21 protein-coding genes are annotated in these 21,923 nt (G+C 63.2%); 10 read left to right on the forward strand and 11 right to left on the reverse strand.

Going from position 1 to position 21,923, the window contains the following annotated elements; translation table 11 throughout:
• Window positions 1-2 precede the first annotated feature (2 nt).
• A complete protein-coding gene (locus WNZ15_RS12170; protein WP_342893251.1) occupies window positions 3-1,055 on the forward strand; it encodes a TRAP transporter substrate-binding protein in 1,053 nt (350 codons plus the stop codon).
• A gap of 58 nt (window positions 1,056-1,113) precedes the next feature.
• Here the strand turns inward: WNZ15_RS12170 and WNZ15_RS12175 are convergent, their stop codons facing one another.
• Window positions 1,114-1,866, reverse strand: a complete 753-nt coding sequence (locus tag WNZ15_RS12175) for a tellurite resistance TerB family protein (protein ID WP_342893252.1) — start codon at window positions 1,864-1,866, stop codon at window positions 1,114-1,116.
• A 136-nt stretch (window positions 1,867-2,002) separates the two neighbouring features.
• Window positions 2,003-2,470 carry an Lrp/AsnC family transcriptional regulator gene (locus WNZ15_RS12180; protein WP_342893253.1) on the reverse strand — a complete coding sequence of 156 codons (468 nt, stop codon included), beginning with the start codon at window positions 2,468-2,470 and terminating at the stop codon, window positions 2,003-2,005.
• Between the two features lie 127 nt (window positions 2,471-2,597).
• Here WNZ15_RS12180 and hppD point away from each other — a divergent pair, with 127 nt between their 5' ends.
• Entirely contained in the window at window positions 2,598-3,710 is a 1,113-nt protein-coding gene (hppD, locus tag WNZ15_RS12185; RefSeq protein WP_342893254.1) for a 4-hydroxyphenylpyruvate dioxygenase, read from the forward strand.
• Window positions 3,711-4,069: 359 nt separating this feature from the next.
• Here the strand turns inward: hppD and gshB are convergent, their stop codons facing one another.
• From gshB to hrcA, 3 genes are all read right to left on the reverse strand, one after another.
• A complete protein-coding gene (gene gshB / locus WNZ15_RS12190) occupies window positions 4,070-5,014 on the reverse strand; it encodes a glutathione synthase (RefSeq protein WP_342893255.1) in 945 nt (314 codons plus the stop codon).
• A gap of 162 nt (window positions 5,015-5,176) precedes the next feature.
• Window positions 5,177-5,980 carry a molybdopterin-synthase adenylyltransferase MoeB gene (moeB, locus tag WNZ15_RS12195; RefSeq protein WP_342893256.1) on the reverse strand — a complete coding sequence of 268 codons (804 nt, stop codon included), beginning with the start codon at window positions 5,978-5,980 and terminating at the stop codon, window positions 5,177-5,179.
• Between the two features lie 43 nt (window positions 5,981-6,023).
• Window positions 6,024-7,106: a heat-inducible transcriptional repressor HrcA gene (hrcA, locus tag WNZ15_RS12200; RefSeq protein ID WP_342893809.1), complete on the reverse strand. Its 1,083-nt coding sequence runs from the start codon at window positions 7,104-7,106 to the stop codon at window positions 6,024-6,026.
• 179 nt (window positions 7,107-7,285) lie between these two features.
• Between hrcA and rph the strand changes: the two genes are divergently transcribed.
• The 5 genes from rph (at window position 7,286) to WNZ15_RS12225 (ending at window position 12,406) form a co-directional block, all read left to right on the forward strand.
• Complete coding sequence (gene rph / locus WNZ15_RS12205; protein WP_342893257.1) at window positions 7,286-7,999, forward strand: ribonuclease PH; 714 nt, start codon at window positions 7,286-7,288, stop codon at window positions 7,997-7,999.
• Between the two features lie 11 nt (window positions 8,000-8,010).
• Window positions 8,011-8,652 (forward strand): RdgB/HAM1 family non-canonical purine NTP pyrophosphatase, encoded by a 642-nt coding sequence (gene rdgB / locus WNZ15_RS12210; protein WP_342893258.1) that lies wholly within the window; start codon window positions 8,011-8,013, stop codon window positions 8,650-8,652.
• A 2-nt stretch (window positions 8,653-8,654) separates the two neighbouring features.
• On the forward strand, window positions 8,655-9,818 hold the full coding sequence (gene hemW, locus WNZ15_RS12215) for a radical SAM family heme chaperone HemW (RefSeq protein WP_342893259.1): 1,164 nt from the start codon (window positions 8,655-8,657) through the stop codon (window positions 9,816-9,818).
• Window positions 9,819-10,042: 224 nt separating this feature from the next.
• Window positions 10,043-11,683, forward strand: a complete 1,641-nt coding sequence (gene phaZ, locus WNZ15_RS12220; RefSeq protein WP_342893260.1) for a polyhydroxyalkanoate depolymerase — start codon at window positions 10,043-10,045, stop codon at window positions 11,681-11,683.
• Window positions 11,684-11,980: 297 nt separating this feature from the next.
• Entirely contained in the window at window positions 11,981-12,406 is a 426-nt protein-coding gene (locus WNZ15_RS12225; RefSeq protein ID WP_342893261.1) for a DUF2852 domain-containing protein, read from the forward strand.
• A gap of 126 nt (window positions 12,407-12,532) precedes the next feature.
• Here WNZ15_RS12225 and WNZ15_RS12230 read toward each other — a convergent pair whose 3' ends face one another.
• The 4 genes from WNZ15_RS12230 to mgtE all read right to left on the reverse strand — a co-directional run bounded on the left by WNZ15_RS12230 (window position 12,533) and on the right by mgtE (window position 16,340).
• Entirely contained in the window at window positions 12,533-13,363 is an 831-nt protein-coding gene (locus WNZ15_RS12230; RefSeq protein ID WP_342893262.1) for a succinylglutamate desuccinylase/aspartoacylase family protein, read from the reverse strand.
• A 211-nt stretch (window positions 13,364-13,574) separates the two neighbouring features.
• Window positions 13,575-14,480: a 30S ribosomal protein S6--L-glutamate ligase gene (rimK, locus tag WNZ15_RS12235; protein ID WP_342893263.1), complete on the reverse strand. Its 906-nt coding sequence runs from the start codon at window positions 14,478-14,480 to the stop codon at window positions 13,575-13,577.
• A 28-nt stretch (window positions 14,481-14,508) separates the two neighbouring features.
• Entirely contained in the window at window positions 14,509-14,967 is a 459-nt protein-coding gene (locus tag WNZ15_RS12240; protein ID WP_342893264.1) for a RimK/LysX family protein, read from the reverse strand.
• Window positions 14,967-16,340: a magnesium transporter gene (gene mgtE, locus WNZ15_RS12245; RefSeq protein ID WP_342893810.1), complete on the reverse strand. Its 1,374-nt coding sequence runs from the start codon at window positions 16,338-16,340 to the stop codon at window positions 14,967-14,969. Before mgtE ends, WNZ15_RS12240 begins: the two co-directional genes overlap by 1 nt.
• Before the next feature lie 81 nt (window positions 16,341-16,421).
• Here mgtE and WNZ15_RS12250 point away from each other — a divergent pair, with 81 nt between their 5' ends.
• The 3 genes from WNZ15_RS12250 (at window position 16,422) to WNZ15_RS12260 (ending at window position 18,151) form a co-directional block, all read left to right on the forward strand.
• The gene (locus WNZ15_RS12250; RefSeq protein ID WP_342893265.1) at window positions 16,422-16,700 is read left to right on the forward strand and encodes a hypothetical protein; all 279 of its coding nucleotides are present in this window, start codon (window positions 16,422-16,424) and stop codon (window positions 16,698-16,700) included.
• 155 nt (window positions 16,701-16,855) lie between these two features.
• Window positions 16,856-17,626, forward strand: coding sequence for a SprT family zinc-dependent metalloprotease (locus WNZ15_RS12255; RefSeq protein WP_342893266.1), 771 nt, complete (start codon window positions 16,856-16,858; stop codon window positions 17,624-17,626).
• Window positions 17,627-17,716: 90 nt separating this feature from the next.
• Window positions 17,717-18,151 (forward strand): hypothetical protein, encoded by a 435-nt coding sequence (locus tag WNZ15_RS12260; protein WP_342893267.1) that lies wholly within the window; start codon window positions 17,717-17,719, stop codon window positions 18,149-18,151.
• Window positions 18,152-18,271: 120 nt separating this feature from the next.
• Here the strand turns inward: WNZ15_RS12260 and WNZ15_RS12265 are convergent, their stop codons facing one another.
• Entirely contained in the window at window positions 18,272-20,539 is a 2,268-nt protein-coding gene (locus WNZ15_RS12265) for a transglycosylase domain-containing protein (protein ID WP_342893268.1), read from the reverse strand.
• A gap of 226 nt (window positions 20,540-20,765) precedes the next feature.
• Complete coding sequence (locus tag WNZ15_RS12270) at window positions 20,766-21,632, reverse strand: GNAT family N-acetyltransferase (RefSeq protein WP_342893269.1); 867 nt, start codon at window positions 21,630-21,632, stop codon at window positions 20,766-20,768.
• Window positions 21,633-21,923: the final 291 nt, after the last annotated feature.

Below are 21,923 nucleotides of genomic sequence, written 5' to 3' on the forward strand. Positions count from 1 at the left end.
TCATGTCGAACTACCGGAACCTGATATCGGCCACCGCCGGAGCGGTCGTGGCAACCGGCCTTTTCCTGGCGGGCGCATCAGCCCCCGCCCTGGCCGCTGACGTCACATTGCGGCTCCACCAGATGCTGCCGCCTCAGGCGAGCGTGCCGAAGAACATTCTCGAACCGTGGATGGCCCGCCTCAAGGAGGAATCCGGCGGGCGGATCGAGGTTCAGCACTACCCGGCCATGCAGCTTGGCGGCAAGCCGCCGGAACTGATCGACCAGGCCATCGACGGCGTTGCCGACATCGTCTGGACCCTGCCGGGCTACACGCCCGGACGGTTCCCCCGGACCGAAGTCTTCGAACTGCCCTTTGTCATGACCGATGCCGAAGCCGTGTCGCGTGCCTTCTGGCAGCTGGCCGAGGAGACCATGCTGGATCAGGACTTCAAGGACATGAAGGTTCTGGGTCTTTGGGTCCATGGACCCGGCCTGATCCACTCAAAGCAACCGATCGAACAGTTGGGCGACCTGAACGGCGTCAAGCTGCGCGCGCCGACCCGGGTGACCAACGGCATGTTCAGCGAACTTGGAGCGACCCCGGTCGGCATGCCGATTCCGGCGGTGCCCGAAGCCCTTTCCAAGGGCGTGATCGATGCCACGGTGGTGCCGTGGGAAGTCACCGGCGCCCTGAAGATCAATGAACTCGTCGACTACCACACGGACTTCGGAGAAGACGCCCTTTATACCGCGACCTTCGTGCTGGCGATGAACCGGGCAACTTATGACGCGCTCCCCGATGACCTGAAGGCGGTGATCGACACCAACTCCGGGCTGGAACTCTCAGGTTTCGCCGGCAGGCAGATGCAGCTGGATGACGCGGGACCGCGGGACGCGGCCATCGCGAAAGGGGCGGTGATCATCGATCTCGCACCCGAGGAAGTCGCCCGCTGGAAGGAGGCGACAAGCCCTACAAAAGACAAATGGATTGCCGAAATGGATGAAAACGGCCTCGACGGCAGCGGCCTCTACCAGCGCGCGATGGAGCTGATCGAGGCCAACACCGAAAGGTAACGGCTCCTGCGCGCGCCTTCCCCCGGGACCGTCTGTCCCGGTTTCCGGGGGAACAGGCTTACTGCGCCATTTCCGCTTCGCGCACGGCAAGCTCGATCTCGTCGACCAGTCCGTCCTCCAGACCCAGACGCGCTGCCAGCATCTGCAGATAGGCCTTTTCCGCCGGATGATCCGGGTCGATGGCAAGACGGGAGGCGGCGTAGATTTCCGCGGCCGTTTCCGGACAGGTGGCGCTGGCGACGACCTTGTCGAGATCGAGCGGCGAGCGCAGTTCGTCCATAAGGAAGGCCTTGGCCTCGCTGTCGAGACCGGCCTCGTCGATCTTGGCGAAGATCCGGTCCTGTTCGTCGCGATCGACATGCCCGTCCGCCTTGGCGGCGGAGATCATCGCAGTCAGCAGGGCGACTGCCATCTGGTTTTCACCGCCGGGATGTTCATGCGGGTCGAAGGCAGTGCCGCGCGGAGCGTCCAGCGGGACCGGCTCGTCGGCCGGGTATTGCGGGCGCGGCGCATTGCTCTGATTGGCCTTGTGACCCTGATAGGCCTTGTAGGCAAGACCGGCCACCAGGGCGAGCCCGCCATAGGTGACCGCCTTCTTGCCGATCTTGCGGCCTGACTTCGAGCCGAGCATCAGGCCGGCCAGGCCGCCCAGCGCCAGGCCGCCACCCTGTGACGACAGGAAATCCTTGCCCTGGGACAACAGGTCACCGGAGCTTCCGCGCCCATCGGAGCGGCCGTCGCGCTGGCCACCGCCCTGACTGCCTCCCTGGCCACCGAGAAACTGATCCAGCAGGGATTTTGCGTCAAACATCATAGGCTCCGTCATAAGGTCAAGTCGCGGTTGTCCCTTCACATGGGCGTTTGCCGCAAGACTGACAAGACCATGTGACATTTCCATACATTTGCGCGGGCTGGAAGGACGGATCCGCACCAGGGAACAAACGCGCCTACCCGAGCGGCAACAGGTTGTCGTCCTTGAGCGTGTCCATGGCGATCGAGGAGCGCACGTGCTGGACCGCCTCCTGGGGCAGCAGCTCGTCATTGACGATCCGGCTCAGCGCCTTCAGATCCGGCACCACGATCTTCAGCATGTAGTCGAGGTCTCCGGTCAGCGTGTGCGCTTCCTGCACTTCCGGCATGGCCTTCACCATGGCGCGGAACCTGCGTGCGTTCTCCCTGGAATGCGCGCCCAGGGAGACGCCGACGAAGGCGGTGACCGTCAGGCCCAGCGCTTCGGGATCGAGCGCGGCCCGGTAGCCGCGGATGACGCCGGTTTCTTCCAGCTTTGCCCGCCGCCGCGACACCTGGCTGGCAGACAGGCCGATCACGTCGCCGAGCTCGGCGTTGGTCAGAGCCGCATTGCTTTGCAAAGCCGCCAGCAGTTTCACATCAAAGCCATCCAATGCGATATTCATGCGACTTATCCATTTTTTACGCACATACTGTGCGTCACCTTACGGGCAAACACGTGGTTTGCACACACTCTGCGCGGATTTTCTTTCATTCTGGGGCAACACTCGAGCTTCCAGAGAAGGACCGACCATGGGACCGTTTCCACACGATGCACCGCCTGCCCGGATCACGCCGGAAAACCCGGCCGGGACCGACGGCTTCGAATTTGTCGAATTCTCCCATCCGGAAACGGAAAAGCTGGACATCCTGTTCCGCAAGATGGGCTATCAGCCGGTCGCGAAGCACAAGAGCAAAAACATCACGCTCTACCGGCAGGGTGACATCACCTATGTGCTGAACGCCGAACCCGGCAGTTTCGGCATGACCTTCGTCGACACCCATGGCCCCTGCGCCCCGGCCATGGCCTGGCGGGTGGTCGATGCGCAACAGGCCTTCGACCATGCGGTCTCGAAGGGCGCCACGCCCTATGAAGGCACCGACAAGACCCTGGACGTCCCGGCGATCGTCGGCATCGGCGGGTCGCTGCTCTATTTCGTCGATACCTACGGCGGCAAGGGGTCGGCCTATTCGAAGGATTTCGAGTGGCTGGGCGAGGTCGATCCGAAGCCGGAAGGCGTCGGCTTCTATTATCTCGACCACCTGACTCACAACGTCTTTCGCGGCAACATGGACAAGTGGTGGGATTTCTACCGCGACCTGTTCGGCTTCAAGCAGATCCACTTCTTCGACATTGACGGCCGCATCACGGGCCTCGTCAGCCGGGCCATCACCAGCCCCTGCGGCAAGATCCGCATTCCGCTGAACGAGTCCAAGGACGACACCAGCCAGATCGAGGAATACTTGCGGAAATACAAGGGCGAAGGCATCCAGCACATCGCCGTCGGAACGGACGACATCTACACCGGCACCGACCGGCTGGCAGCGAACGAGCTGAAATTCATGCCGGGCCCGCCGGACACCTATTACGAGATGTCCGGTGAGCGCGTCAAAGGCCACAGCGAACCGATCGAGCGCATGAAGCGCCACGGCATCCTGATCGACGGCGAAGGCGTGATCGATGGCGGCATGACCAAGATCCTGTTGCAGATCTTCTCCAGAACCGTGATCGGGCCGATCTTCTTCGAATTCATCCAGCGCAAGGGCGACGAGGGTTTCGGCGAAGGCAATTTCCGCGCGTTGTTCGAATCCATCGAGGAAGACCAGGTCCGCCGCGGAGTGATCAAGCCGGAGGCCGCCGAATAAAGGCGGAGTAGCGGCCAGGCCGCTTGTTGCCCTCTCCCCCCTTGCGAGGGAGATGTCTCCGCAAGGAGACAGAGGGGGGTACCACCCTCTCGGAGCACTCAGGGTTTCTGCAATTTGAGGAAGCGCTTCGCCCCCCTCTGTCCGCGACGCGGACATCTCCCCCGCAAGGGGGGAGACAGGCGCAAGCGGCATGGCTCGCTCATCTCACAACCGGACTCCGGGCGAGCGAAGGGGTTTCTCTTCTACAAGCTCGGGTGCGAACAGGCCCCGGAGCTGCGCTGCGCTTGTCCGGGGCGACTGCGAACCAAACCAAACCGGACCGAAAATCAGCGGCAAACCGGTCGAACCATGGAAATCGCTCAGCCCTTCACCTTCGCCTCCAGCACACCCCAGACCTGCGCCGCCACATCCGGGCCGCCGAGGTTGCGGACGGCGCGGATGCCGGTGGGGGCGGTGACGTTGATTTCGGTCAGGTAGCCGTCGATCACGTCGATGCCCACCAGGATGAGGCCTTTTTCGCGCAAGGAAGGGCCGAGACGGGCGCAGATCTCGCGTTCGCGTTCGGTCAGGTCGCTGTCCGTCGGGGCTCCGCCGCGCACCATATTGGATCTGAGATCGCCCGCGGCCGGCACGCGATTGACGGCACCGGCGAATGCGCCGTCGACCAGCAGGATGCGCTTGTCGCCGTGTTTGACGTTGGGCAGGAACTGCTGGATCACCCAGGGTTCGCGGAAGGTGGCAGCGAAGAAATCATACAGGGAGCCGTAGTTGAGATCGTCCTGCGTGATCCGGAAGACGGCCGCGCCGCCATGGCCGAACAGCGGCTTCATCACGATGTCGCCGAATTCCTTGCGGAACAGGTCGATCTCCGCCTTGTCCCGGGTGATCAGGGTCGGCGGCATCAGGTCGGCGAATTCGGTGACGAACAGTTTTTCCGGTGCGTTGCGGACTTCCACCGGGTTGTTGACCACCAGCGTGTCCGGATGAATTTTCTGAAGCAGATGGGTCGCGGCGATATAGGCCAGATCGAAGGGCGGATCCTGGCGCATCAGCACCACGTCCATCTCGCGCATGTTCGTCCGGTGCGGATCGCCAAGAGTGAAGTGATTGCCCTTTTCGTCGCGCACCTCCACCGGCTCGAGCGCACAGAAGATGTCGTCGCCGCGCATGGCCAGCCGGTCGGGCGTGTAGTGATGGAGCTCATGGCCGCGCGCCTGCGCTTCCAGCATCAGCGCGAAGGCACTGTCTCCGGCAATGTTGATGGACGCGATATGGTCCATCTGGACCGCAACTTTCAAAGCCATGAGGCAACTCCCGGCGGGCGGCGCCTGTCAGGCGCCATTGGGATTTTCGGAACGATTGGTGCAGATATGCGGTGCGCGTGGCCGATTGTCCAGAGGGGCGACCCAGGGGCGCCCACGCCCCGACCCGTGCAGGCAGGCCCAGGGCGCGTGAGGTCCCGACCTCTATCCCTCTTCCAGCATCTCCGCCCAGGTCTTCGGATGATCGCCGCTGAGCGGGTTCTTCGGCGAATGCCTGTACCGGATGGTTTCCATGCGAAAGGCGCGCGCGTCGAACAGGATCATGCGGCCGACCAGTCCCTCGCCCGTTCCGGTCAGTTCCTTGATCACCTCCATGGCCTGCATGGCACCGATGATGCCCGTGAGCGCCCCCAGAACGCCGGCCTGGGCGCAGGTCGGCAACAGGCCGTCGCGCGGCTTTTGCGGGAACAGGCAGCGGTAGGTGGGGTTCGGATTGCCGTCCGCATCGCTCTCATACGGCTTCAGGGTGGTGATCGAGCCGTCGAACTGGCCGACGGCGGCCGTCACCAGCGGTTTCCCGGCAAAAAAGCAGACATCCGACATCAGGTACCGCGTGTCGAAATTGTCCGTTCCATCGATCACAAGATCATAATCCGAAACCAGCGCCATGGCATTCTGGCCGGTGATGCGGACCGGATACGGATTCACTTTCACGTTCGGATTGAGCCGCGCGATTGCCTCCGCCGCGCTGGCGACCTTGGGTTCGCCGAGCTGATCGGTGTCGTGGATCACCTGCCGTTGCAGGTTGGACAGCGTGACGGTGTCGTCATCGACAACACCCAGCGTGCCGACGCCGGCAGCCGCAAGATACTGCAGCACGGGCGCGCCCAGACCGCCCGCCCCGATCACCAGCACGCGGGCTGCCTTCAGCTTCTGCTGCCCGGCGCCGCCGATCTCCTGCATGACGATGTGGCGTGCATAGCGTTCCAGTTCGGCGGGAGAGAGCATTCAGATTTTCCGTGTCATCAGTCGCGTGCCGGGTTCGGCCCGGTCATTTCAGGATCCGGCTGACCAGCCGGGCGGTGTAGTCCACCATCGGGATCACCCTGGCGTAGTTCAGCCGGGTCGGTCCGATGATGCCCAGGACGCCGACAATGCGCTGGCTGGTGTCCCGGTAGGGCGAGAGCACCAGGGAAGAGCCCGACAGCGAGAACAGATTGTTTTCCGAACCGATGAAGATGCGCACGCCATCGCCCTTTTCCGCAAGGCCGAGCAAATGGATCAGGTCTTTCTTGCTTTCCAGGTCGTCGAACAGCAGGCGAATGCGTTCCAGGTCCTCGACCGCGTCCAGATCGGTGAGCAGATTGGACCGGCCCCTGACGATCAGCGTGCCGGGATCGTTGGCGCTTTCCCCGCCCCACACCGCCAGCCCGGCGTCGATCACCTTCTGGCTGAGCTGGTCGAGTTCCGCCTGATCCGCATCGCGGACCTTTTCAAGTCCGGCGCGGATCTCCGACAGGGTCCTGCCCTGGATCTGGGCATTCAGATAGTTGGTCGCTTCCACAAGCGCCGAGGACGGCAGGTTGGGCGGCAGTTCGACCACCCGGTTTTCCACCGAGCCGTCGTCACTGACCAGCACCGCCAGAGCCTTGCCGGGCTCGATGCGCACGAATTCGATATGCTTCAGGCGCATGTCGGTCTTGTGGGTCAGCACGACACCGGCCCCCATGGACAGGCCCGAGAGCATCTGGCTGGCCTCGGTCAGAACCTGCTCCGCCGAATTGGCCTGCTGGGAGGCCCGAACCTGCACGTCGATCTGGCGCCGCTCCTCCTGGGTCAGGTCGCCGACCTCCAGAAGCGCGTCGACGAAAAAGCGCAGACCGATTTCGGTCGGCAGGCGCCCGGCACTGGTGTGCGGGGCATGCAGCAGACCCAGATGTTCCAGGTCCGACATCACGTTGCGGACGGAAGCCGGCGACAGGGACACGCTCAGGTTCCTGGACACGTTGCGGGACCCGACCGGCTCACCGGTTTCCAGATAGGTCTCGACGATCGCGCGGAAGATTTCTCGGGATCTCTTGTCGAGGTCGCTCAGGCTCAAGGTGTGTTCTCCGGTAGCACCAGGGTTCGGGATCGCTGTTCCGGGCGTGCTTTTCGCGGCCGCCGGAAGCCTTCCTGTCAAAGATATAGGCGCAAAATGGTCTTCGCGTGAAGCAGGCCCTTTACGGCGGACAAAATTGGGGTCTACAAGGCCTCAACGAATACGCCGGGAACCAGCGGTTTCCACCGGCTCCAAGGTTGAAAGGGAAATTCATGCGTCCGTCCAAACGCGCCGCCGACGAACTGCGTGCCGTCACGCTGGAACGCAGCGTCTCCAAACATGCGGAAGGCTCCTGCCTGGTCAAGTTCGGCGACACGCACGTTCTGTGCACCGCCAGCCTCGAAGAGCGGGTTCCGCCCTGGCTGCGCGGCCAGAACCGGGGCTGGGTAACGGCGGAATACGGCATGTTGCCACGCGCGACCGGCGACCGCATGCGCCGGGAGGCCAGCGCCGGCAAGCAATCGGGCCGGACCCAGGAAATCCAGCGGCTGATCGGCCGGTCCCTGCGCGCCGTGGTCGATCTCGAAGCTTTGGGCGAAGCCCAGATCTCCGTCGACTGCGATGTCATCCAGGCCGACGGCGGCACCCGCACGGCCGCGATCACCGGCGCCTGGGTCGCTCTGCGCGATTGCGTCGAGTGGATGAAGGCCCGCGAAATGGTGTCCAGGCCCGTCCTGAAGGACCATATCGCGGCGATCTCCTGTGGCATCTACGAAGGCACTCCGGTTCTGGACCTCGACTACGCTGAGGACAGCAATGCCGAAACAGACGCCAATTTCGTCCTGACCGGCACCGGCGGCATTGTCGAAATCCAGGGCACGGCCGAAGGCGCGCCGTTCTCCGAAGAGGAATTCGGCCAGCTTCTGGGCCTCGCCAAGTCCGGCATCGGCCGGCTGGTCGATCTGCAGAAGATGGCCATTCTCTGAGGAGTGCATCCATGAGCCATCGCATCCTGGAACCCGGAAAACTCGTTGTTGCCAGTCACAACAAGGGCAAGATCCGCGAGATCAACGAACTGCTGCAACCTTTCGGGTTCGATGTGGTCTCGGCGGGCGATCTGGGTCTGCCCGAGCCGGAAGAAACCGGGCTGACCTTCGAGGCCAACGCCGCGCTGAAGGCGCGGGCGTCCGCGCAGGCGTCCGGATTTCCGGCCCTGGCAGACGACAGCGGCTTCTGTGTCGAGGCGCTGAACGGCGATCCCGGCATCTATTCCGCACGCTGGGCGGGTCCGGACAAGGATTTCGCCATGGCGATGCGCACCATCGAGGAAAAGCTGCAATCCGCCGGCGAAACGGCGGAGGACCGCCGGCGCGGTTCGTTCGTCGCCGTTCTGTGCCTGGCCTGGCCGGACGGGCACGAAGAATATTTCCGCGGCGAGATCGAAGGCACCGTGGTCTGGCCGCCGCGCGGCACGCAAGGGTTCGGCTACGATCCGATGTTCCGGCCGGACGGCCATGAGCGCACCTTCGGCGAAATGGATTCTGCCGACAAGCATGGCTGGTCGAAGGACACGCCGGCCCTGTCCCATCGCGCCCGCGCGTTCGAACTGTTCGCGGCCGGCTGCCTGAAGGGACGATAGGCGTGATCACGCGGGAGACAGTGGAAGGCGGCTTCGGCATCTATGTGCACTGGCCCTTCTGCGCGGCCAAATGTCCTTATTGCGACTTCAATTCCCATGTCCGGCACCAGCCGGTCGACCAGGACCGCTTTGCGGCCGCGTTCGAGCGGGAACTGGCCCATTTCGCCGAGCTGACAGGCAAGCGGACGATCCAGTCCGTGTTCCTGGGCGGCGGCACGCCCTCGCTGATGGCCCCGGCCACGGTGGAGCGCATCCTGACCGCGATTTCGGACAGATGGACCATGGACGATACCGTGGAAATTTCCATGGAAGCCAATCCTTCGTCCGTCGAGGCGGAGCGGTTCCGGGGGTATCGCGCCGCCGGCGTCAACCGGGTCTCGCTCGGCGTCCAGTCGCTGATCGACACCGACCTGAAACTGCTGGGACGCCTGCATGACGCAAAAACGGCGCGGACCGCCATCGACACCGCCAGGGAAACCTTTCCCAGGCTGTCCTTCGACCTCATCTACGCCCGACCCGGCCAGACACCGGCCGGCTGGGAGGCGGAACTGAGGCAGGCGATCGATCTGGCCGCCGATCATCTGTCCCTCTATCAGCTGACCATCGAGGAAGGCACGCCGTTCCATACGCTGTATCACGCCGGCAAGCTGAAGATGCCGGATCAGGATCTCGGCGCCGAATTCTACGAGTTGACCCAGGATGTGACGGCCGCAGCCGGCCTGCCGGCCTACGAGGTTTCCAATCACGCAAGGCCCGGCGCGGAATGCCGGCACAACCAGGTCTACTGGCGCTATGGCGACTATGTCGGCGTCGGTCCGGGCGCCCATGGCCGCCTGACCGTCGGCGCCAGCCGTTTGGCGACATCGACGGAGCGCCATCCGGAGACGTGGCTGGAAACGGTCGAGCGGCACGGGCATGCGCTGGTTGAAAATACCGGTCTTTCCGAAGAGGAGCAGGGCGACGAATTCCTGCTGATGGGCTTGCGGCTCACCGAGGGCATCGACATGAAACGGTATGAACGCTACGCCCACAAATCCCTCGACCCGAACCGCCTGAACGCGCTCAAGGAGCACGGCATGGTGGAAGAAATCGGGGAAAACAGAGTCCGGGCGACCCGGGACGGATTTTTCGTGCTCGACGCGGTGGTCGCCGATCTGGCCGCATGAGGCCCGCGGGCTTCATCGTGAAAATAATGCTACCAAGCTGATTTAAATGTTTTATCCGGTATTGTGCATTGCACAGTGTTTTGGTGCCAAAGTGACTTTGGCTGCAATGCTGAGCAATTAGCTGCGTTTACATATAACAAATAGCAGTATTGCAGGCAGCTTCAGGGCTGGCTATCCTGTTGCGATGCAATAGATGGTGCAAATAATAACGACGAGCCGGGAACATGTTCACAAATTTTGCCGAAGGGGCTGGCAACGGTTTGTTCAACAATGGAGATGCGTCATTGCCGTTCTATCACCTTTATGAAATGAACCACGCTGCCGTGGCACCGATCCGGGCCATGGTGGACATGACGCGGCTTTACTTCCAGAACCCGCTCAATCCGCTCGCCCATACCAGCTACGGCCGGACGGTCGCGGCCGGCTGTGAGGTTCTTGAACGCACCACCCGCCGCTACGGCAAGCCGGAATTCGGCCTTGAAGAAACGACTGTCAGCGGCGTCCGCGTTCCGGTTCGGGAAACCACCGTCTGGAGCCGCCCGTTCTGCGACATGATCCGGTTCGAGCGCGGGGTGACGTCCCACCGCAACGACCCGAAGATCCTGATCGTCGCGCCGATGTCCGGCCATTACGCGACACTGCTGCGCGGCACCGTCGAAGCGCTGCTGCCGAACGCGGATGTCTATATCACCGACTGGATCGATGCCCGCATGGTGCCCATCCAGGACGGCAAGTTCGACCTTGACGACTATATCGACTACATCATCTCGATGCTGCATCTGCTCGGCCCGGATACTCATATCCTGGGCGTCTGCCAGCCTTCCGTTCCGGTCCTTGCCGCGGTCGCCGTGATGGAAGATCGCGAGGATCCTTACGTTCCGGCCACCATGACGCTGATGGGCGGACCGATCGACACGCGCGTCGCTCCCACCGCCGTGAACGACCTTGCCGTCGACAAGGGCATCGACTGGTTCCGCAACAATGTCGTCATGAAGGTGCCGTTTCCGCATCCGGGCTTCATGCGCGATGTCTATCCGGGCTTTCTGCAGCTGTCGGGTTTCATGGGCATGAACCTCGACCGGCACGTCACCGCTCATCGGGACTTCTTCCAGCACCTCATCGAAGGCGACGGCGACGGAGCCGAAAAACACCGCGATTTCTACGACGAATATCTCGCCGTGATGGACCTGACCGCCGAATTCTATCTGCAGACGGTGGAGGCGGTCTTCATCGATCATGCGCTGCCGAACGGGACGATGACCCACAACGGCCGGCTGGTCGACTGCACCAAGATTTCGCGCACGGCGCTTCTGACCGTGGAAGGCGAGAAGGACGACATCACCGGACGCGGCCAGACCAAAGCCGCGCATGCGCTCTGCACCGGCCTCGCGGACGACAAGAAAGCGCATTACGAGCAGCCGAATGTCGGCCACTACGGGGTCTTCAACGGCTCGCGCTGGCGCGCCGAGATCGCGCCGCGTGTCATGGACTTCATCCGTTCGAACCGCACCAACCTGCCCAAGAAACCGCAGGGAGCCGGACCGGCGCGGACAAAACCGTCCCCGGCACCCTCCACCTCCGCAGCGAAAAAGCCGGCAGCAGCGGCCAAAAAAGCCCCGAGTTCACTCGAAAGCATCCTTCTGGCGAAGCCTGACGGAGCCGCCGATGACCTGAAGGCGATCAGCGGCGTCGGCCCGAAACTGGAATCGGCGCTCAACGAAGCCGGCATCTTCCATTTCTGGCAGATCGCCGGGCTGACCGCCGCCCAGATCGAGGCGCTCGACAGCAAGCTTGATTTCCGCGGCCGCATCGCCCGGGACAACTGGATCGAGCAGGCCCGGCAGTTGTCGGAAACCGTCGCCTGACAAACATGCGTGGAGGCGCCCTTCGGGGCGCCTTGACCTGACGACGACGTCCCGGCCTGCCGGTCAAAGGCCCATCGGACAGCGCTCCCTGGCTTGTTTCAGCCAAGATGTGATCGGCGGATCCCCCGGCTCGGGGCTGACCTTTTTTGTTCATGAAACCAATGTTTTAGCGATTTTCCGGTGCGAATCCGGCCGGAATTTCCGTCGGCTGAAACCTGTGTTCGACATCACAAATCCTTGAAGCGCCGCCAGCCAATCCCTACCTGAACATCGTGGATGTCTTAAATGGATAGGACGATGACAACAGCCAAAAGTTGCATGATTAAACCTGCCTGGACGCCGGCAACCATCGGCCTGATGGTGCTGGGGTTCGTGGTGTTCTGGCCGCTTGGCCTTGCCATGCTTGCCTACATCTTGTGGGGTGACCGTTTCGAGGGCCTTGCCCGCGACGCCCGGGATCAATGGCGGGGCAGCCCGCTGAAGGGAGCTTTCGAAAACATGTCCAGCACTGCCGGCCACCCGCGTACGGGCAATGTCGCGTTTGACGATTACCGCGAACGGGAACTCAAGCGCCTGGAAGAAGAACGGGCCAAGCTCGATACGATGCGCGCCGAGTTCGACGACTTTCTTCGGGAACTGCGCCGTGCGCGCGACCAGGAAGAGTTCGACCGGTTCATGGCCAAGGGCGGCCGGAGCGGAGGTAGCGACCCCGCGCCGCTATAAGTCTTCTGCCCGCGCCCGTCTCCGGACGGCCAGACCGAGAGCGGCGCCAGACATGGCGCCGCTCTCGTCGTTTGGGGTCACGGTCTCCCGGATGAGAAACGACGGGAGGGCATCGGCGCGGCCTGCTCAGATGATCTCGTCCTCGTCGAACATCGGATCGTCGTCAAGCTGGGCGCTCAGGTCCCCGACCGACCCTTCCGCATGGTCCACCGACCTGACCCGGCCCAGGTGAAACACGGCATCGCCTTCGTTGACGACGGGCATGACCGCCCGCCCGACGATGATGCCGTCGAAGGGCGCCACAATTTCCTGTTCCTGTTCGCCGAACGGGTCCGAGACCGTCGCCATCGTGTCACCCTGACGGACCAGAGCGCCATCGGTCTTGTAAATTCGAAGAAGCCCGCCCATGGGCGCCCTCAGCCACTTGCTCGACGGGCAGAACTGCGGCGCTGCCTTGGGCCGTGACACGCCCTTCGGCGGAATCATTTTCTGCTGCCGCATGATCCTGAGGATGCCGGCAACTCCGGCGCGCACGGACAGCTCGTCAAATCGCAGCCCTTCGCCGGCCTCGTAGAGAAGAACGTCCTTGCCGATGTCCTTCGCCGCCTTGCGAAGCGATCCGTCGCGCAGCGGAGAACGCATCACGATCGGAGCTCCGAACACGGCGGCAAGGTCCAGGGTATGGTCATTGCCGGGCGCAATGCGGACCTGGGGATAGTTGGTGCGATGGATCGCTGCGGAATGCAGATCGATTCCCAGGTCGGACCGTTTGACGATCTCGGTCATGAACATGTTCGCCAGCCGCGACGCGAGAGGCCCGGAGTGGCTCCCCGGGAACATGCGATTGAGGTCGCGCCGGTCGGGAAGGTACCGCGAGTGACTGATGAATCCGAACGCGTTCACGATGGGCACCGCGATCAGCGTGCCCTTCAGGGATTCCAGATTGGGCGCCTTCAACAGTCTGCGGATGATCTCGACACCGATGACCTCGTCGCCGTGTATCCCCCCCCGACGAAAAGGACCGGCCCCGGCCGCTCTCCATGGACCACGTGAACCGACATGGTCACCGGCGTATGGTCGGACAGGACACTGACCGGCAGATCGACCGTTCGCCGCGACCCGGGAGGAACCTGTTCCTCCCCGATCCCGAAAGGCGGCCGTGCCGTCCTCATCCCTTGCCCTTGGTCTTGGTATTGCCGACCTTGGCATTCTTTTCCAACTGCTCGATTATCTTGCCGGCGATATCCAGTCCCGTCGCCTTTTCAACGCCCTCGAGACCCGGAGAGGAGTTGACTTCCATGATCACCGGGCCATGATTTGCGCGCAGCATGTCGACACCACAGGCATTCAATCCGAGGCTCTTGGCCGCGCGGACCGCTGTCGCCCGCTCTTCCGTAGACAGTTTGACGATCTGCGCCGAGCCGCCCCGGTGCAGGTTCGAGCGGAATTCGCCCTCTGCGCCGGTGCGCTTCATGGCCGCCACGACCTTGCCGCCGACGACGATTGCGCGGATGTCGGTTCCGCCGGCTTCCTTGATGAATTCCTGCATCAGAATGTTGACACCCGCCCCGCGGAACGCTTCGACAACCGACTTGGCCGACCGGTCCGTATCGGCCAGAACCACACCGATGCCCTGGGTGCCTTCCAGAAGCTTGATCACGATCGGCGCGCCCCCGGCGAGCTTCAGCACTTCCTCGGTCTGTTTCGGATCATGCGCGAAAGTGGTGACCGGGAGACCGATGCCGTCGCGTGCCAGAAGCTGCATCGAGCGCAGCTTGTCGCGCGACCGGCCTATGGCGACGCTTTCGTTCAGGGGATAGACGCCCATCATCTCGAACTGGCGCAGCACCGCCATGCCGTAGAATGTGATCGACGCGCCGATACGGGGAATGACGGCATCGTAGCCTGTCAGCTTTTCACCGTTGTAGAAAATTTCCGGCCGACGCGAGGCGATGTTCATGTAGCAGCGCAGCGTGTCGATGATATCGAGCTCGTGACCGCGCTGTTCGGCGGCCTCTTTCAGGCGCTGGTGAGAATAGAGTTTTGCATTTCTTGCAAGCATCGCAATCTTCATCGGGTATCCTTTCTGCCTTGCTGCGGTGTCAATCGGTCACGACAAAGGCGCGCCGGGTATGTACGGCGATCGCCTGGTTTTTCAGCGCCGCCCGCCCGATGATCATCGGGAAAGTCATGTTGCTGCGGTCGCTGAGCGAGAGTTCGATGGTCCAGAGACTGCCGCCGAGCCGCAGACGTGTGCGGATGATGAAACGGTCTTCCGGTACACCGGAGGTGTTCTTGATCGCGCGTTGATCCCTGACGGCCGCCTCAATGGGGACATCGCAGAGCCCGTGCCCCGAGTCGGCCATGAAGGAGACCCAGGACGCACCGTTCCGGGTGAAGGTCCGGATATCGGTCGCATGCAGCGCCGACGTCCGCGCGCCGGTATCGATCTTGGCCTTCAGTCCCGCGAGTTCCAGATCGGGCAGGTCGATCGTCTCCATCCAGCCGATCACGGTCAGGTCACGGCCTGTCCGGCGCAATGCCGTCTTCCTGTCTTTCATCACAGCAACCACGGCATCATCAGGGTGGCGAAACTCAGCACGAAGAAGAACCCGGCCATGTCGGTGATTGTCGTCAGGAGCGGGCCGCTCGCGGCTGCGGGATCCTGGCCGAGACGTTTCAGCAGAAGCGGCACGACCCCGCCGATCGACACTGCGAGAATTGTGTTGAGCGCCAGCGCGGCCCCGATGACCAGGCCGAGCGCGGGATTGCCCTTCCAGACCCAGGCGACGATCCCGATCAGGATCCCGAGCGAGATGCCGTTGATGAGGCCAACAGAGATTTCCTTGAACCAGACCCGCAAGACATCGACCGGGCGGACCAGACCGAGGCTCAGTTCCCGCATGGTCACGCCGACGGCCTGATTACCCGAACAGCCGCTCATGTCCGAAACCATCGGCAGGAAAATTGCCAGCGCGATGATCGCGGAGAGCGTTTCCTCGTAGGCCGAGATGACACTCGCTGCGAGAATGTTCAACACGATGTTCGCCGACAGCCAGGCGAGCCGCCGTCGCGATCGCAGCCAGAGCGGCATGGACCTGAGTTCGTCGCCAACCACACCCTGCCGTTTCAGGCTTACGCTTTCGCTGCGTTCCAGCACGGCGTCAGAGACCGCGATCCGCGAGACCACTCCAACGAGAAGGCCGGTCTCGTCGACCACAGGCACGCCGAGGAACGGGTGTTCGTCGAAAATGTCTTCCAGATCCTCGAGCGGCATGCTCAAGGGCACCGTCTGCACCTGTGTCATGATCGAAGTGAGCAGCGCGCTGCGTTTCGCCGTCAGCAGGCCACGCAGCGACACGACCCCGACCGGATGTCCCACGGCGTCTGTAATGTAGGGATGCTGCCCCCTGTAGCGTTCGAAATCGTCATCGTCGGACGCCAGGTCGCGCAACACCTTGCCGACCGTTTCGACATCGTTGAAGCGGAACACTTCGGCCATCATCAGTCCGCCGGCCGTGTTGTCGTCATAAGTCGCGAGACGGCGAACGTGTGCGGCGCCATCCGCGTCCATCTCCGACAGAATCGCTTCCGCGTCCACCTCGTCCATTTCGCCGATAACGTCGGCCTGAATGTCTGAATCGAGCTCCTCGAGAACCTCGGCCGCCCGGTCAGGCTCCATCCGCTCGACCAGATCGACCGCCATCTCGTTCGGCGCTTCCCCGATCAGTTCAGCGGCGAGTTCAGCCGGAACAAGCTCAAGCACCCGGTCTCGCTCCTCCGGCGACAGGGCAAGCAGCTCCCGCAGGGCCTCGCTGTGAGTCAAGGGATCGAGAAGAGCGGAGATCCGTTCCGCGTTGCCCTCGGCCACCGCGACCTGCAGCGCGTCCGAGAGATCCTCGCCATTGGGTGACTGGGTGTGGGTTTCCATCATTTTCACTCGATTGCCTGGTTGCAGCTTCATATATATGTGATATTATTTTGTCTATAGCCAAAATTTTATCACGGATAACCAATGACGGATTTTGATCGCACGGCGAACGCCCTGGTTGAGCTTTATGGAATGGAGTTCGGGGGAAAGCCCTCGGGCCGCTACCGAATCCCGGTGAAGGTCCTCAGGGACATGCTGAAACGGCGCAGGCTCTACGCCGACGATATTGCAGGCCTGACCCGCGCCCTGTTCGAACAGGGTTACGTGCTGATCGACATGGAAGGTTTCTTCGTCGTGATGAGCGCGAATGCCTTCGTGAACTACCGGCGGGTCGGCAAGGAGGCCTTGACCCTGATTGACTGACCGGGTCCTCCCCGCCACAAGACAGGCGCACCCCGGAGGCAGGCTCCGGATCTCTGTCAGGTCCGGCATCACGGCAGGGCGTGACTTGCCGAAGCGTCCGGGTTATTGCCTTGCTTCAGTCGAATCCGGTCCCGACAATGGCCGGAACGGACCTGATGCAACTGATTCGCCCGGACCATCGCCTGATCATGTTTTCACGCTCCCGCAAGAAAGCCCTGCCGGACCATCTGGAGATCGACACCGGCGCCGCGCCGGTGCGTATCCGCCTGAAGGCGAACCCGCGGGCGCAGCGGTATCTGCTGCGCCTGCCGGCAGACCAGTCCGGACCCGTCCTCACGGTGCCGAAGGGCGGCAACCTGGCCCGGGCCGAACATTTTGCCCGTCAGCACATCGACTGGCTGGTCGAGCGCCTCCAGGACCGGCCCGATCACATTGCCTTCCGGGCCGGCGACAAGGTGCCCCTGCGCGGCGAGGAGCACATCATCGTGCCGACCGGCAAGTTGCGCGGCCTTGTCTCCACAGGCCAGACTGCGGACGGTCTGCCGGCCCTTCTTGTTCCGGGCGCCGACGACCACATGCCCCGCAAGGTGACCGCCTGGTTGAAAGAGCAGGCCCGCGCCGACCTGACTCGATGCGCCGAAGAGCACGCACGCACCATCGGCGCGAAGATCGCCGCGATCAGCGTCCGCGACACCAGAAGCCGCTGGGGCTCGTGTGCGTCCAACGGCCGCCTGTCGTTTTCCTGGCGGCTTGTTCTGGCGCCGCCGGACATTCTCGACTATGTCGCCGCACACGAAGTGGCACACCTGAAGGAAATGAACCATTCGGCACGGTTCTGGCGGTTGTGCGAACAGCTTGCGCCGCAGACCCCGTCCGCGCGGCAGTGGCTAAAGGACAACGGCCGGCACCTGCACGGCTTCGGCTGAGACAGGATGCAAGGGCTTCCGGTCCGGATTTCCGTTTTCAAATCTTGAAATTCGTGGTTCGCTTGGCCGATTGAATTCGGGAGGCGATGCATGACCCTGTTTGAACTGACCAGAGCCGGGCTTGTCGGCGTGGTGCTTGCCACCGGTTTTGGAGGTGTCCTGGCCGGCGAAGCCGCCGCCGACAGCTGCTGGAACCACAACGGGTCCCTGATGCGCCTGCAGGCGCAGGGCAACCAGCGCTGGCTGTCCTATGAACGGCCCCGGGACGTGCTGCGCGGCTCCGGCGTCCAGCGCGGAACCCTGCTGTTCAACGGGGTCAAGAGCGGCAACTGGTATTCCGGCACGGCCCGGGTCTTTTCCAAATATTGTCCCGGATCGCCGCTGGAATATTTCGTCGAGGGGCCGGTGCGCGGCGACCAGCTGCAGGTCACCGTCACCGGAACCCGCGAGGTGCACAACCGCTGCCGCCCTTCCGGCAAGTTCACCACCGACACGCTCGTCTTCACCTACAGCCACCAGTGCTGAGATGAAGACGGTCGGGTTCCTTCAGACAGACGATTGCTAACCAGACGTTCCCGGTGACGGAGGAGAACGGGTCTTCGGATCTGCCCTTCCGTCACGGTGTCATCCGATCCGGAGACCGCCCTAGCCACCGCCGAACAGGTTGCGAAGCAGGTTGAGCGGGCCCCGGCGCTGGCCGTCCTCGCCGCCGCCGATCGGGGCGGGTGGAAGCGGATCGCTGCCGCTGCCGGAACTGGCCACCGGCACGGGCCTGCGCGGCGCCGCGACGGCCACCGGCAGATCGGGCACGCCGGGCAGCTCCGCCACCGGCAGGCCCACATGGGCCGCGTCCATCACCTGCTTCCAGACCGTCGCAGGCAGGCCGCCGCCGGTGGCCTTTTTGGTCGGGGAATTGTCATCGTTGCCGAGCCAGACCGCCGTGGTCAGGTTGCCCGTGTAGCCGATGAACCAGGCGTCTCTGAAATCCTGGCTGGTGCCGGTCTTGCCGCCGGCGGGCCGGCCGCTGTCGAGCCGGGCCTTGCGCCCCGTGCCGGTCATCAGCGTCTCCGACATCATCAGGTTCATTTCCCCGACCATGCGCCGCTCCACGACGCGGCCCCGGCCATCGCCGGAGCGCGAATACAGCGTCTTGCCGTCGACGGTCTTGATCCGGCGGATGATATGGGGCAACACGCCGTAACCGCCGTTGGAGAACGGCACATAGGCGCCAGCGATTTCCAGCGGCGTGACCTCGGACGTGCCCAGCGACAGGGACAGGTTTCTTTTCATGTCCGACGTGACGCCAAGCCGCGTGGCCGTGTCTGCCACCGTGCCCGCGCCGACCTGATGCGCCAGTTGCACCGCCACCGTGTTGAGCGACAGGCTGAGCGCCCGTGTCAGGGTCACCGGACCGTAGTGTTCCTTGGTGTAGTTCTTCGGCGACCAGCCGCCGTATGTGACCGGCTGGTCCTGGCGAATGGTCTGGGGGCTCATGCCGTTTTCCAGCGCGGCGAGATAAACGAAGGGCTTGAAGGCGGAGCCCGGCTGCCTCTTGGCGTAGACCGCCCGGTTGAACTGGCTTTTCGAATAGTCCGCACCACCGACCAGAGCCTTGACCGCACCGGCCGTGTCGAGCGTCACCACCGCGCCCTGGGTCACGCCGTAGCTCTGGCGGTTTTCCTTCAGGGCGGTGCGCAGCGCCTGTTCCGCCGCCTCCTGCATCGCCGGATCGATGGTCGTGTCGACTATGATGTCCTTCTCGATCGAGCCGACGAAATGCGGCAGCACGTCCATCACCCAGTCGGCGGCGTAATTTTCGCTGGCCGTGGTGTAGCGGCGCACGACCTTGGCCGGGGCGGCGAGGGCGTTCTTGGCCTCATTGTCGGTGATGTAGCCTTCCTCGTTCATCGCCGCGAGCACGAGCTGGGCCCGGTCCTCGGCAAGGTCCGGGTTGCGGGCCGGCGAATAGCGCGACGGTGCCTTGAGCAGGCCGGCGATGGTCGCAGCCTCGGCGATCGTCATCAGCCGGGCGGATTTGCCGAAATAGCGGCGGGCCGCCGCGTCGACCCCGTAGGCTCCCGAACCGAGGTAGACCCGGTTCAGGTACATTTCGAGGATCTCGTCCTTGGAATATTCCGCCTCCAGCCAGAAGGCCAGAACCAGCTCCTGGATCTTGCGCTTGATGGTCCGATCCTGCTCCAGGAAAAGGTTTTTGGCGAGCTGCTGGGTCAGGGTCGATCCGCCCTGCTGCAGGCGTCCCGAGGTGAAGTTGATGATCATGGCGCGGGCGAGACCGATCGGATCGAGACCGAAATGGGAGCGGTAGCGGCGGTCCTCGATGGCGATCACCGCGTTGGCCAGATAGGGCGGCAACTGTTCCAGACGCACGGCTTCGCCGCCCGTGTCGCCGCGGTTGGCGATCAGCGCGCCATTGGAGGCAACGATCTTGACGTTGGGCGGCCGGGCCGGCACCTGCCATTCGGAGGTCGGCGGCAGGAAGGCGGCGTAGTAGCCGACCACGCAGACCACCGCGATCGTGCCCCAGATGCCGAGCACCATGCTCCAGTAGACGCCGCGCTTGAGCAGCCGTCCGAGCGCGGTGGGAAGCTGAAAACGACGGGTCCGTTTGCGGCTGCGCCGCTTGGCACCGGAGCGCCCGCCCCGGGCACGGCTCTTGCCGGTGCCGGCTCCGGTTTTGGCCCCGGATTTGGCTGGCTTGCGCGCGGGAGAAGCGGGTTTTTTCGGAGCGGTTTTCTTCTTGGCGGCAGGTTTGCGGGACTTCGCCTTGCCGGAAGATTTTGAAGCGGGCGCAGCCGGGCGGTCCTGCGGTTTCAGCCGCAGGTCAAGCAGGCTGCTGCCCGACTGTCCGAATGTCGGTTCAACACGCGGCTGGCGTTTCGCCCGAGGCGCCATTGATCCCTTTTCCCTACTCCATACCAAACCGGGTCGGCGTTCGCCGGCCAAGGACCGGGTTCCCCGGGGATGATTCTAGAGTGAGGTGATTTAAGGGGGCGTTAAGGCTACCGAAATTTGCAGACCCGGGCCGGAGCGGCCGATTGACCCGCCGGCACACCGGTTCCGGTGTGCGTTTCGCCTGGCCGCAAGGACATGCGGGAAGCCTGTGGCCAGCCGGACCGCTCTAGCTGGAATAGCGGCTTGCGTCAGCGCCGTAGTAGTTGACGTAGCGCGTGTTGAGTTCGGACACCGGCATGATGATCAGCACGTCCGTGGTGCCGAACTGGTGATCGATGACGGCGCCATCGCCGATGAAGGCGCCAAGGCGCAGATACCCCTTGACCAGCGGCGGCAGGGCACGCAGCGCTTCCCTGGAGTTGACCTGTTCGGCCGGCAGGCGGTTCATGTCCACATAGCGGTCTGCCACTGCGCGCACGCGCCATTCTTCCGGCGCGCGGGCATTGTGGTGCAGGAAGGACAACTGGCCGGCGAGCGTGTCGGGACAGGTGCCCTCGATCGACGCGCAGCCGAGCATCACGTCGATCTTGTGGCGCAGAACATAGGCCCAGATCCCGTGCCAGAGCAACTCGACGGTTTTCTTGTTGCGGTAGGGTTTCAGCACGCAGGAGCGGCCGAGTTCCATGAACCGCTTGTCCGGATTGGCATCGATCAGGGCCTGAATGTCGTATTCGGCGGCGGTGTAGAAACCACCGTTCCGGTCCGCCATTTCCTGACGCAGGATCCGGTAGGTGCCGACGATTTCCGGTTTCAGCCGGCCAAGCTTGTTGCGCTTCAGCGAAGCGTGATCGACGACGAGCAGATGATCGCAATAGGCATCGAACGGATCGGCATCCCGGCGGGTCGCAAGGGTGTGTGCGTCGGGGATGGCCGACATTTCCTCGTAGAAAACCTCGTAGCGGAGACGCTGCGCCTTTTTGACTTCCTTGAAGTTCCGGGCCATGCGGACTTCAAGCGACCCGATTCGGCCAAGTGTTTCGCCGGTCTTGACAGGGGTGCGGAGCGCGGTGCCGGGACGCTGAACGTTCGCCATGTTTGCGTCGGGGCGCATTGCAGGCGTGAATTTGCGGACCAGATTCCTCGGAGAAAACAGTCCTTGCCGCATTATGGACATTCCACCCTCATGTCTTCCCATTGGCGCACATCGATCGGTCTCTGAGGCTATTGACTGATTCACCCGCCAATTTACCTACGCGGGAACAACAATCCCCGGCCCGGTGGCTGTGCTTGGACCACGCCGTAGAACATACTATTCCGACAACCGGATGACACCAGATTTTTTTCCCGTGCCTTGCCGGCAAGCAGGATACGCCTGTCCAAGGAG

Origin of the sequence: Roseibium sp. AS2 (assembly GCF_038900065.1) — a bacterium.
GTDB lineage: Bacteria > Pseudomonadota > Alphaproteobacteria > Rhizobiales > Stappiaceae > Roseibium.

Bases quoted from the DNA above. Each gene is read 5' to 3' on its own strand.
- WNZ15_RS12225 (WP_342893261.1), top strand. From the start codon at position 11,981: ATGACAACAGCCAAAAGTTGCATGATTAAACCTGCCTGGACGCCGGCA.
- WNZ15_RS12270 (WP_342893269.1), bottom strand. From the start codon at position 21,632: ATGGCGAACGTTCAGCGTCCCGGCACCGCGCTCCGCACCCCTGTCAAG.
- rimK (WP_342893263.1), bottom strand. From the start codon at position 14,480: ATGAAGATTGCGATGCTTGCAAGAAATGCAAAACTCTATTCTCACCAG.
- WNZ15_RS12265 (WP_342893268.1), bottom strand. From the start codon at position 20,539: ATGGCGCCTCGGGCGAAACGCCAGCCGCGTGTTGAACCGACATTCGGA.
- WNZ15_RS12250 (WP_342893265.1), top strand. From the start codon at position 16,422: ATGACGGATTTTGATCGCACGGCGAACGCCCTGGTTGAGCTTTATGGA.
- hppD (WP_342893254.1), top strand. From the start codon at position 2,598: ATGGGACCGTTTCCACACGATGCACCGCCTGCCCGGATCACGCCGGAA.
- phaZ (WP_342893260.1), top strand. From the start codon at position 10,043: ATGTTCACAAATTTTGCCGAAGGGGCTGGCAACGGTTTGTTCAACAAT.
- mgtE (WP_342893810.1), bottom strand. From the start codon at position 16,340: ATGATGGAAACCCACACCCAGTCACCCAATGGCGAGGATCTCTCGGAC.
- gshB (WP_342893255.1), bottom strand. From the start codon at position 5,014: ATGGCTTTGAAAGTTGCGGTCCAGATGGACCATATCGCGTCCATCAAC.
- WNZ15_RS12170 (WP_342893251.1), top strand. From the start codon at position 3: ATGTCGAACTACCGGAACCTGATATCGGCCACCGCCGGAGCGGTCGTG.
- WNZ15_RS12260 (WP_342893267.1), top strand. From the start codon at position 17,717: ATGACCCTGTTTGAACTGACCAGAGCCGGGCTTGTCGGCGTGGTGCTT.
- rdgB (WP_342893258.1), top strand. From the start codon at position 8,011: ATGAGCCATCGCATCCTGGAACCCGGAAAACTCGTTGTTGCCAGTCAC.
- WNZ15_RS12175 (WP_342893252.1), bottom strand. From the start codon at position 1,866: ATGTTTGACGCAAAATCCCTGCTGGATCAGTTTCTCGGTGGCCAGGGA.
- moeB (WP_342893256.1), bottom strand. From the start codon at position 5,980: ATGCTCTCTCCCGCCGAACTGGAACGCTATGCACGCCACATCGTCATG.
- WNZ15_RS12240 (WP_342893264.1), bottom strand. From the start codon at position 14,967: ATGAAAGACAGGAAGACGGCATTGCGCCGGACAGGCCGTGACCTGACC.
- WNZ15_RS12180 (WP_342893253.1), bottom strand. From the start codon at position 2,470: ATGAATATCGCATTGGATGGCTTTGATGTGAAACTGCTGGCGGCTTTG.
- WNZ15_RS12255 (WP_342893266.1), top strand. From the start codon at position 16,856: ATGCAACTGATTCGCCCGGACCATCGCCTGATCATGTTTTCACGCTCC.
- rph (WP_342893257.1), top strand. From the start codon at position 7,286: ATGCGTCCGTCCAAACGCGCCGCCGACGAACTGCGTGCCGTCACGCTG.